The organism is Natrinema versiforme JCM 10478, assembly GCF_000337195.1.
Classification (GTDB): domain Archaea; phylum Halobacteriota; class Halobacteria; order Halobacteriales; family Natrialbaceae; genus Natrinema; species Natrinema versiforme.
This window is the reverse complement of sequence record NZ_AOID01000058.1, coordinates 1-9,284: the sequence shown is the minus strand read 5'-3', so window position 1 is coordinate 9,284 and position 9,284 is coordinate 1. Positions and strand designations below refer to the sequence as shown.

Below are 9,284 nucleotides of genomic sequence, written 5' to 3'. Positions count from 1 at the left end.
TCAGGTAGCGATGGAGCGCGGTCGCGTTCTTCCAGCCTTTGACGCATCGGAGGATGTGCGCGCGGAAGACAGCATCCCAGGGTTTCGGGCGACCCTGGTCGTGGTCGTACTCGTCGTAGAAGCGGAGGCACGAGACGGGCACTTCAGTGACGAGGTCCTCTAACGTGACCGAGCGGTTATGGCGGACTTGTTGTTCGCGGGGGTGGGTTTTGAGCGTGCCGTCCACCATCTCGCGGAACGACAATGGTCGCGTCTAAGGGGCCGAGCGTATTCACGGAATCAGTGCGTATGCCGTCATTCGTTTCATCGGATAGGAGCCATTCTCTCTAATGAACATCTTTAAGACGTTTGCAATATTATTGGACATATGATATATCCTAGGATTTCAACTGGCATGAAAGGGTTGGACGAAGTCCTTAGTGGCGGGTTGAGAAAAAACCATAACACCCTGATTCGGGGACCACCAGGTGCGGGAAAAACTATTTTTGGCTTGCATTTTCTCTCCGACGGCGTCGACAACGGCGAAACGTCACTGTACATCAATCTGGGAGAACCGGGCAATTACGTCAAAGAGACCGTCGAACACTTCAATCTCAATCCGGACGGGATTCACTTCCTCGACCTTGCACCGTCACACGAGGACTTCGACGAAGGCGAGATCTATTCCGTATTTTCGAATGCTGAAGTCGAACAACCATCGTTTATCGAGAAACTCCGCAGTACCGTCGAAGACCTCGAACCAGACCGAGTACTGCTCGACCCGATCACCGAATTTCGCTATCTAACTTCTGACGACCGGCAGTTCCGAAAACAGATCTTGGGTTTTCTCGATTTCCTCCGAGGCAACAACGCAACGGTGATATTCACGTCACAGGCGTCCGACTCCTTGTCGGACGACGACCTGCAGTTCCTCACAGACACGGTCATTAACCTGGAAACCGATATCGAAGGATCGACGCTGTACATCTCGAAATTCCGTGGCTCATCCTACCAACGTGGAATCCATTCCTACGAAATCACCGACGACGGAGTAACCGTCTTCCCGAAACTCCAACCGGGGACGTGGGACCCCGAACAATCCGCGGATGCACCGAAGATACTCTCCTCTGGTATCCCCGAAGTGGACGAACTTCTCAAGGGCGGCATCGATGCCGGGACCGTGACGTTTGTCAGTGGGCCCACCGGGGCAGGCAAAACTACCACCGCGTTACAGTTCATCAAAGAGGCCGCCGGGCGTGGCGAGCAGAGCGTGATGTATTCCTTCGAGGAGTCTCCGAGAACGATTCGACAACGTTCTCGCTCCATCAATCTCCCCATTCAATCGATGCTTGAACAGGGGACACTCTCCATCGAGGAAATCGCCCCGGGCGAGTATACCCCAAACGAGTTCACATCGGGTCTCAAGACCGCCGTCGAAGATGATGGGGTGCGTATCGTCTTGATCGATGGCCTCCAGGGCTTCAAACAGAACCTTCGGGGGTACACGACGGATCCCGAAGAGGTGTTGCTTCGAATCGTCCGATATCTTCGAGCAACGGGTGTCTCGACCATCATCACGAACGAAGTCAGTAACATCACCGGAGAGTTCCGCGTCACCGAAGAGTCGGTAAGCAACCTCGCGGACAACATTTTGTACCTTCGATACGTGGAAATGGAAAGCGACCTCGGCAAAGTCATCGGCGTGTTGAAAATGCGGACGGGCGATTTCGAGCGCAGTCTCCGACAGTTCGAAATCACGGAGTACGGCATTCGAGTTGGTGACCCCCTGAAGAACATGCAGGGCATCCTTACCGGGACGCCAACGCTGAAAGATCATCGAAACGACGACCCGTCCGGCGATGGCGAATAAATACCGACCAACAGAGGAGGTTCGCCTAGAGCAGACTAGGGCATTGTTTAGACGCGTGATTTCGCGGTCATGAGTGGCTGACGCTGAGTTCGATGTTTCGGACAGCGCATTTCAGAACGAGTTCGCGGAATTGACCAAACCAGGTTCGCGCACGAACAATCTCGCCGTATTTGCGGCGCAGCGCGAAAAATGTGGATTCGGCGTTCGAGCGTTGATGGGAGATCGTATCATCCCGCAATAGATTGTTGGCGATCCCATGCCAGCCGCATTCGGGGTGCTTGATAACTGGTTTAACGCCTTCTGCACGCAGTCTTTTGCGAAGGAGCCACCAGTCATAGCCTTTGTAAGCGGTGAGAATGTTCAGTTTGTCGAGATTGCGTTTGACCATCTGCCAGCCAATCTTGGAATCGTGCGGTTGTTTCATCGAGCAATGTATGTCGAGGGTCGAACCAGTCTTGCAGTCACTCAGAAGAGTCGTTTTCACCGCCTCGAACGTGTAGTTCGTCCGTTTTGCGTAGTGTTGGCTGGCACCTATCCGATCCATGCCGGTTGCGTCGATCGCCTGAACATAGCCGAAATCGTGCAACTCCGCCGACAACCGCAGGAGAACGCGCCAGATCCGCATTTCGAGATTCTGCTTGGCGTACACACGGTGGTAAAACCAGGCAGTTTAGACACCGCTAGACCGAGTTTAGCGACAATTCCGTCATCTCGTGAAGCACGTCCAGCAGCCGCCGATACGTGTGATCTAAGTATTCGCGGAAACCGTGGATTGCCACAATCACCCAATCTGCGTAGCCGCCGTCACCGTCTTCGAACGCTGGATCCGGCTCGCCGACGACGGCTTTTTGAGCAAGCGATACAACCGATCAGTGAAGCGAGCGAGATTGGATGACACAACCGGATTTTCCCGCTTCACCTCCTAGTAAGTTAGACATTTGGCCGCTCTTACTAGCGTCTAAACACGCCCATTATGAGTGATACGACAACCGCCCTGTTCGAGGATACCAGCGAAACGGCTCCACGAGTACTCCCCCTCATTTCGAACGAGGGAAACCGCAACCTGCTTAGCCGATGGGTAGAGACCCATGAATCCTTCGAGTACGTGCCCTTTGAGGAAGATATGGAAGCGGTCGAGTTCGATGTCTGCATTCTCGATGAAGGGGCTCTCCATCAGCATCAAACAGAGCTCGCCCGCGTGAAAGAAGAAGCTCAACCAGTTCTTATTCCGTCCCTGTTGTTAGTTCCGGAGTCCGCTAGCGAGCGAAGTGGATTTGACCTGGAGAATTCCATGAATGCGGATATTCTGGCTCCAGTCGATGAAATAACGAGTCTCCCCGTTAACCAAGGGGAATTGGAGTGGCGGGTACGAACGCTTCTCCGGCTCCGAGAGCAGTCGTTACAGGCATACACGAGCGGACGTCGATATCGTGAAGCGAAAGAGCAGCTTCACCAAATCATTCGAAAGAACGTTCCGTTCGACCAGAAAGCCCGCGAGGCGATAGAGCTCGGCGCTCGGTATCTCGATACTGATGTGGGCATTCTCAATCGGATCGATGAGGAAACGGGTTATTTAGAAGCATCCATTACGGCCAACATAACTGACGGAGAAACTATTGAGGACATTGAGAACGATCTCAGCAAGGCATATTGTCGAAAAACCATCAAAGGTGATGATCCTCTCCCGATCCACGATGCCCTTGAACAGGGCTGGGGCAACGATCCTGCCTTCAAATCGAGTGGCGACCACACCTATCTTGGCACACCTCTTATTATCGACGAGGAACCATACGGGACGGTCTGTTTTGTTGGGAAAAAGCCTCGCTCAGAACCGTTTAGCGAGACCGAGACACGGTTTGCAGAACATCTCACTCGCTTGCTCGAACGTGAACTTGATCGTGACATTCTCGCATCCCGACTCACGAATCAAACGAATCTCTCGAAAGTATTGAATCGAGTGCTCCGACATAATCTCCGCAATGACATTTCCGTCATTCGGGGTTACGTTGAGATATTAGCAGATCAAGCGGATGATGACGATACTGTCGAGACGGCCCTCAACTCTATCGATGGCCTCATCGATCTGACCGAGAAAGCACGACAGCTAGAAGCAATCGTCTCCACTAACGCAGACCGGCGGAACACCGAGATGGGGTCGTTCATCGAGAACCTCGTTGAGCCACTCGCCCAGGAATACCCCGATGCCTCGATTTCAGTCGAGTACGATGACGAGATCTGTGTGAGTGTATTACAGACCTTCGACCGTGCTCTCGAAGAACTCGTCGAGAATGCCGTCAAGCACAGCGGCGACCAACCCACTGTCACCGTTGAAATCGAAGCCGTTCCAAATGCCGTCGAAATTCGAATCCATGATGACGGGCCGGGACTTCCCGAGCAAGAAGCGAAGGTGTTGCAAGAAGGAGTCGAAACGTCCCTCGCCCATGGGTCCGGATTAGGGTTGTGGTTGGCCTATTGGATTACCGACAGTCACGATGGAACAATATCCTCTGACATTACTGATAACGGGACGACGATAACGGTCTCGATCCCACACAATCCCACAGCCGGCGTCCAACAGCAACTCACAGAATTCACGAAAACATTTGACAAGTACCAAGTTACCTTCGAACAGGCGAACGATCTGATGATTATTCTCAACGATGAGGGCCAGATCCTCGAAGCAAATCCTACGGCGGGAGCCCTCTTGAAGGTAGAGCAACAGGAATTGATCGGCCGGCCATTTCGTGATTTCCTCCCTGATGGCCTTGATTACGATGCTAGATGGAAGGAATTTCTTCAGACAGGAGATGTTCCGGAAACGTTGACTATCATTGATGCTGATGGTAATGAGCAAATCCATAAGCATACGGCAACAGCCGATATCATTCCTGGGCAACATCTCTTCATCGGGAGAGATGTGACCAAACGACAAAATAACAACAAGAATTGTGGAGGATGAAATAACGGTTAGACCGGCACCGTCTAGTTTAGCACCTCCGCTGGCGTCTGTCCGTTGAGTGACTGGTGCGGTCGCTGTGTGTTATAGTAGTGTACGAACTGTTCAAGCCACTCTCTGACGCTCACCCGACTGCCGACCCAGGAGTTATGGAAGCGGTCAATCCGCATTTTGAGCGTATGAAACCACGTTTCGATGTGGTTTCGATCAACGTAGTCGAGGTGACCGCTTAATCCTAATCGAGAGAGGGCAGTCAGATAGCCAGCACCATCGACGAGAAACTCAGCGTCGGTGAGATCGTGTTTCTCGGTGAGTCCATGCAGAAACGCAGCAGCTGGATCCGTGCCTCGTCGTCCAAAAAGTTCGATATCGAGAATGAGTTTTGTCTCGAGATCTATTGCAGCGTACATCCAAGACCATCGCCGTTGATCTTGACAGCGGTTTCATCAACCGCGACCCGCGACGGCCTCGCCATCCTCAGAACGCTTCGCGTTCTGATGTCGAGGCGAATCTGCGATTCGCCGACCATTGGAGCGCTTTGCGCTCCAAGAGGCCGCACGAGAGCTTTGCTCTCGTGGACGTCGGCGGGTCCGGCACGCTGTTAGCCAGCCGATGTACCCAGTGCCAGATTGCTTGGTGAGAGCGTTCAACGCCAAGTGAGCGAAGAATCGCTTGTACCTCTCGAAGCGAACATCCAGTCGCGTGCAGACGGACGACGAACGCCCTGACGGGCGTCGCCGTTGGCGATGCCGCTTGATGAGATGTATTCGATGTTGAAGCAGGGCAGCCGAATCCGGATTGCCGAGGAAGATGAGATGTACCCGAACTTCGAGACGTGGTTCGTCTCAAACGACGTGGAACGCGAGGCACTCTCGAACCCCCTCACGGTTACATTCGATAAGGGACAAATCGATATCAGTCCGCTCGAACTTCAAATCGCGTACAAACTCCGGCTTGCGCAAGCTGCAGACAGCCTCAGCGGGAAGGATTTCGAGGATGCACTTCACCTGCACCTAACTTTCGAGGAACGATTTAACACGGAGCAGCTCGAAACGTACGTCAAAGAGCTTGGAGTTGAAGACTACTATGCTGAACTCAAAAGCGTTTGAGGACGATCAACGCCGGAACACAGAACAACGGCGTGCGATGATCAAGCGCTGGGCCAAGTACGTTCGGACGCACGATGATAGTGAGTGGTCACGCCAGCAGAATCGCCTTATTGACTCCCAGCTCCAGTCGGCGAACGAGATGGCTGCGACTGGCGACACGGATCCTGTTCAATTTGCGGCTGCTCGAGATCGTCTGCGTGACCGGTAACTGCTCGCAGACACTCTTACTGGGACGCTGCACAAGAGATGATATCAAATACTCTTGCAGAGTCAGTCGACAACGAGGTCCGCCAGCTGTACGAGTGGTATCAGGCGGCCGAGAGCGACGCTGAACGGCGCAATATCTTTCTCGAGATGGAGGAATTGACCGATGCCGCCACGCAGAGATCTACGCGGCACTCGAAGACGAGTGAGCCCGCCCGTTTTTAGGGAACCGTCTGCGGAGGTCCGTGACTGGCGACCGGTTATTCGCCGGCCCGTAGACGCCGTTGCCGAGATGGACGAGAAGTCCGTACGTGACGAGTATCTTGCAGCGGGCGTTGATGTGTCGCCGGAAAAACTGCACGCGGTCGCTGTCTGCCATGTTCTTCGGCGTATCAGGACCGGCTTCAGCAAGATGCTCCAGAACGCGGTCATCGACATCATCGAGACCCTCGAAGCATGTGGGCTAGATCGGAACGATTACCAACTATACGACGCCGTCGATGTCGATGTGCTCGAGCAGATCTTGAATTCGTCAAGTGGAAACGTGGAAGTACAGTTCACGGGTGAAGGAATCCGACTCTCGGTGACTCCCGAGAGCGTCGACATCCTGATCGATGACGAGGCAAATTCTACAGAGCAGTAGCCAGACTGGGGCAACATCGGAGATCATCGTTGAAGGACCTCGACCGCTGGACGTCCCGCGACCACACGAATAGGACGACCATCGGTGCGTAGTAGGTCGACCCGTCGATGGAGACAGTCTCGTTTCGACTTAGGAAACACTCTGAAATGATTTTATATACTACTAAATATAAATATTATATAACTTAATCTAAATTCTAATTAGGTCTGTGAGTGTGGTTCGACAGAAACTCCTGACAGCGGTCATGATCGTAGCGCTCGTTGCAACTGGAATGACAGCCTCGGCGGGGGCGATCACGGCGCCGTCAGTCGAGACGACGACCTCGATCAGCGAGTCGGCGACGGTGACGGTGACGAACGTCGTCGACGGTGACACAATTGACATCGAATATCAGAATGGCTCGACCGATACCGTTCGACTGCTGGGTGTCGACACACCGGAAACGTACGGGTCAGTCTCGCCCAGCGAATTCGAGGGCGTGCCGGACACGCAAGCGGGCCGTGAGTGCCTGCAAACCGCGGGTGAGAGCGCGAGTGCGTACGCAACTGACCAACTCGCTGGCCAAACGGTCACGCTACAGTTCGACAGTCAAGCGGACCGACGCGGTGACTACGGCCGTCTGCTCGCGTACGTACAGGTCGACGGTTCGAACTTCAACTACGATCTCGTGGAGCAGGGCCACGCCCGGGTCTACGACAGTACGTTCTCCCAGAGCGATTCGTTCTACAGCGCGGAATCGGCGGCTCAGTCCGCCGAGCGAAACGCCTGGTCGTGTCGGTCACCGAACGACGATGGCTCTAGCGATGACGGGTCGTCGGGTAGGGACGCAAGCGCGCTCACTATCGATTGGGTCAACGCAGAAGCGAGCTCCCTCAACGACGAGCGTGTGAAGATCACCAACACCGGCAGTAGTTCGGTCGACCTCGACGGGTTCACGCTCGCCGACGAGGCGGGTTATAGCCACATGTTCGCGGATTTCACGCTCAGCGCCGGTGATTCGGTATACGTTCATACTGGTAGTGGGACCAACGACGCCGACGACCGCTACATGGGCTATGGGACCGAGATCTGGAACGACGACGGTGACAAGGCGACGATACAGACGGCTGCCGGGACGACCGTCGACCAACTCACGTACTAAACCGAGCGTAGCAGCTCATTTTTCAGCGGTCTTGCCGGCGGGTCAGGTGGTGACGCCACACTCGGTAACGAGCGATGAAAGCCCTCGACATGCTTGCGGTTGCTGTCTCCGGAACTGTTCGATTTTCGGATGCCGAGAGTGATGTGCTCTCTCAAACTACCCAGGATATCCGCGCTCGGACACCCACCCAAACCGCACTCGCATGCATAGTGGTACACAGGCGACCATGCGAACGCGGGCGCGTCTCGTCCATTGACCGACCGTCCACGAACTCGAAACGATCAACGAATCACTCTGAGACTGTCAGGTGGTACTCGAGCATCGTGATCAGGCTTCGTCCCCCGAGATGGATGAGGCTGGTGCTAGTGAAGGAGACTCGATCTGGGGCCGTGTACAGCGGTTCGTCGGGGATGAGAATTGAAGTCCGTTCCAACGCACTCTGACGGGTTTATCGACTCCCGGAGATGAGGAGTTCAACGATGGCTGCAACCAACCAGACAGATGACCACGGCATTGTATGGTTAGATGAACCGCTCGAGGAGTGTCGACATGATCCGATTCCAGCGACGCTTGGTTCGACTGGATCACCGATCGACTGCGCGAGATGTGGCGCATCAGGAATACTAGTCGATTAGGGAGCATACATTGGTGTAGTGAATGATCAGCTTGCCTCTGGAACTACGGGACTAAGGTTGGGTATTTCACGAGTGCTTATGTGAAACAAGACGTCTTTTCCGATAATGAGGACCAGTGAGGATACTATTCTCGATGAATCCGTTCCTCTCGAGACCCTTCAGGAGGTCCTCCAAGAGCATTCGGTGCAGTTGGCAATTCTGTTTGGGTCTCACGCCCAGGGAAAGACGCATGCTGGGAGTGATCTCGACATCGCAGTTGTGCTTGAGACGGTTCGCCCTGATGACCCAGCCTACAATGATGTCTTTTTCGGCTTGAGTGCTGCCCTCAGTACCGCACTCGAGACTGATGATATCGATCTGGTTGATCTCCAGACGGCGTCACCAAGATTTGCCGAGAGCATCTTCACTCAGGCCGTTCTCCTTGTCGGTGAACCAGAGGACGTGGCTGCTATCCGGAGCCAACGACGAACAACCAAGTCTTCCGACCAATCACCACGTGAACGGTTCGATTCGGTACTCGCGAGAATCGATGAACATCTCAGCAGTTCCGCTATCACGGCCGCTGATAGCGAGACTCGAGATTGATGACGGACGAGATGTTTCCTTCTGACTGTCTCAATAGGACCCTCACTATCCTCGAGACTCATCGTGTTCAGATAAGCTGATTCCACGCAAAGGCGAACGATCTGAGCCACTCGTCAGCTGTTTCCGCGTACGCATTGCTGAAGGAGTTTGAAAACGAAGAGG

General features: G+C 54.1%; 6 protein-coding genes and 6 pseudogenes. 6 read left to right on the top strand and 6 right to left on the bottom strand.

All coding sequences use genetic code 11. From position 1 onward, the window contains the following. Positions 1-244 (bottom strand): annotated as a pseudogene (locus C489_RS18070) (ISNCY family transposase); the annotation flags it as partial. 150 nt (positions 245-394) lie between these two features. On the opposite strand from C489_RS18070, the gene C489_RS18065 reads away from it, so the two are divergent. Continuing rightward, positions 395-1,849, top strand: a complete 1,455-nt coding sequence (locus tag C489_RS18065; RefSeq protein WP_204366753.1) for an ATPase domain-containing protein — start codon at positions 395-397, stop codon at positions 1,847-1,849. Between the two features lie 67 nt (positions 1,850-1,916). On the opposite strand, the pseudogene C489_RS18060 reads toward C489_RS18065, so the two are convergent. Beyond that, positions 1,917-2,768: pseudogene (locus tag C489_RS18060) on the bottom strand (IS5 family transposase). Positions 2,769-2,822: 54 nt separating this feature from the next. On the opposite strand from C489_RS18060, the gene C489_RS18055 reads away from it, so the two are divergent. Then, positions 2,823-4,808 (top strand): ATP-binding protein, encoded by a 1,986-nt coding sequence (locus C489_RS18055; RefSeq protein ID WP_006432792.1) that lies wholly within the window; start codon positions 2,823-2,825, stop codon positions 4,806-4,808. 23 nt (positions 4,809-4,831) lie between these two features. On the opposite strand, the pseudogene C489_RS23100 reads toward C489_RS18055, so the two are convergent. After that, positions 4,832-5,277 (bottom strand): annotated as a pseudogene (locus tag C489_RS23100) (IS6 family transposase); the annotation flags it as partial. A 107-nt stretch (positions 5,278-5,384) separates the two neighbouring features. Next, positions 5,385-5,546: pseudogene (locus C489_RS23095) on the bottom strand (IS6 family transposase); the annotation flags it as partial. Positions 5,547-5,551: 5 nt separating this feature from the next. Between C489_RS23095 and C489_RS18045 the strand changes: the two are divergent. After that, positions 5,552-5,914 carry a hypothetical protein gene (locus C489_RS18045; protein WP_006432790.1) on the top strand — a complete coding sequence of 121 codons (363 nt, stop codon included), beginning with the start codon at positions 5,552-5,554 and terminating at the stop codon, positions 5,912-5,914. A gap of 478 nt (positions 5,915-6,392) precedes the next feature. On the opposite strand, the pseudogene C489_RS22695 reads toward C489_RS18045, so the two are convergent. Continuing rightward, positions 6,393-6,539 (bottom strand): annotated as a pseudogene (locus tag C489_RS22695) (MarR family transcriptional regulator); the annotation flags it as partial. On the opposite strand from C489_RS22695, the gene C489_RS23090 reads away from it, so the two are divergent. The 3 genes from C489_RS23090 (at position 6,474) to mntA (ending at position 9,122) form a co-directional block, all read left to right on the top strand. Beyond that, the gene (locus C489_RS23090; RefSeq protein ID WP_239642074.1) at positions 6,474-6,761 is read left to right on the top strand and encodes a HalOD1 output domain-containing protein; all 288 of its coding nucleotides are present in this window, start codon (positions 6,474-6,476) and stop codon (positions 6,759-6,761) included. The pseudogene C489_RS22695 and the gene C489_RS23090 sit on opposite strands and share 66 nt — an antisense overlap. 271 nt (positions 6,762-7,032) lie before the next feature. Then, positions 7,033-7,902: a thermonuclease family protein gene (locus C489_RS18035; RefSeq protein WP_006432786.1), complete on the top strand. Its 870-nt coding sequence runs from the start codon at positions 7,033-7,035 to the stop codon at positions 7,900-7,902. 740 nt (positions 7,903-8,642) lie between these two features. After that, positions 8,643-9,122, top strand: coding sequence for a type VII toxin-antitoxin system MntA family adenylyltransferase antitoxin (gene mntA, locus C489_RS18030; protein ID WP_006432785.1), 480 nt, complete (start codon positions 8,643-8,645; stop codon positions 9,120-9,122). A 67-nt stretch (positions 9,123-9,189) separates the two neighbouring features. Here the strand turns inward: mntA and C489_RS21690 are convergent. Then, positions 9,190-9,284 (bottom strand): annotated as a pseudogene (locus C489_RS21690) (IS6 family transposase); the annotation flags it as partial.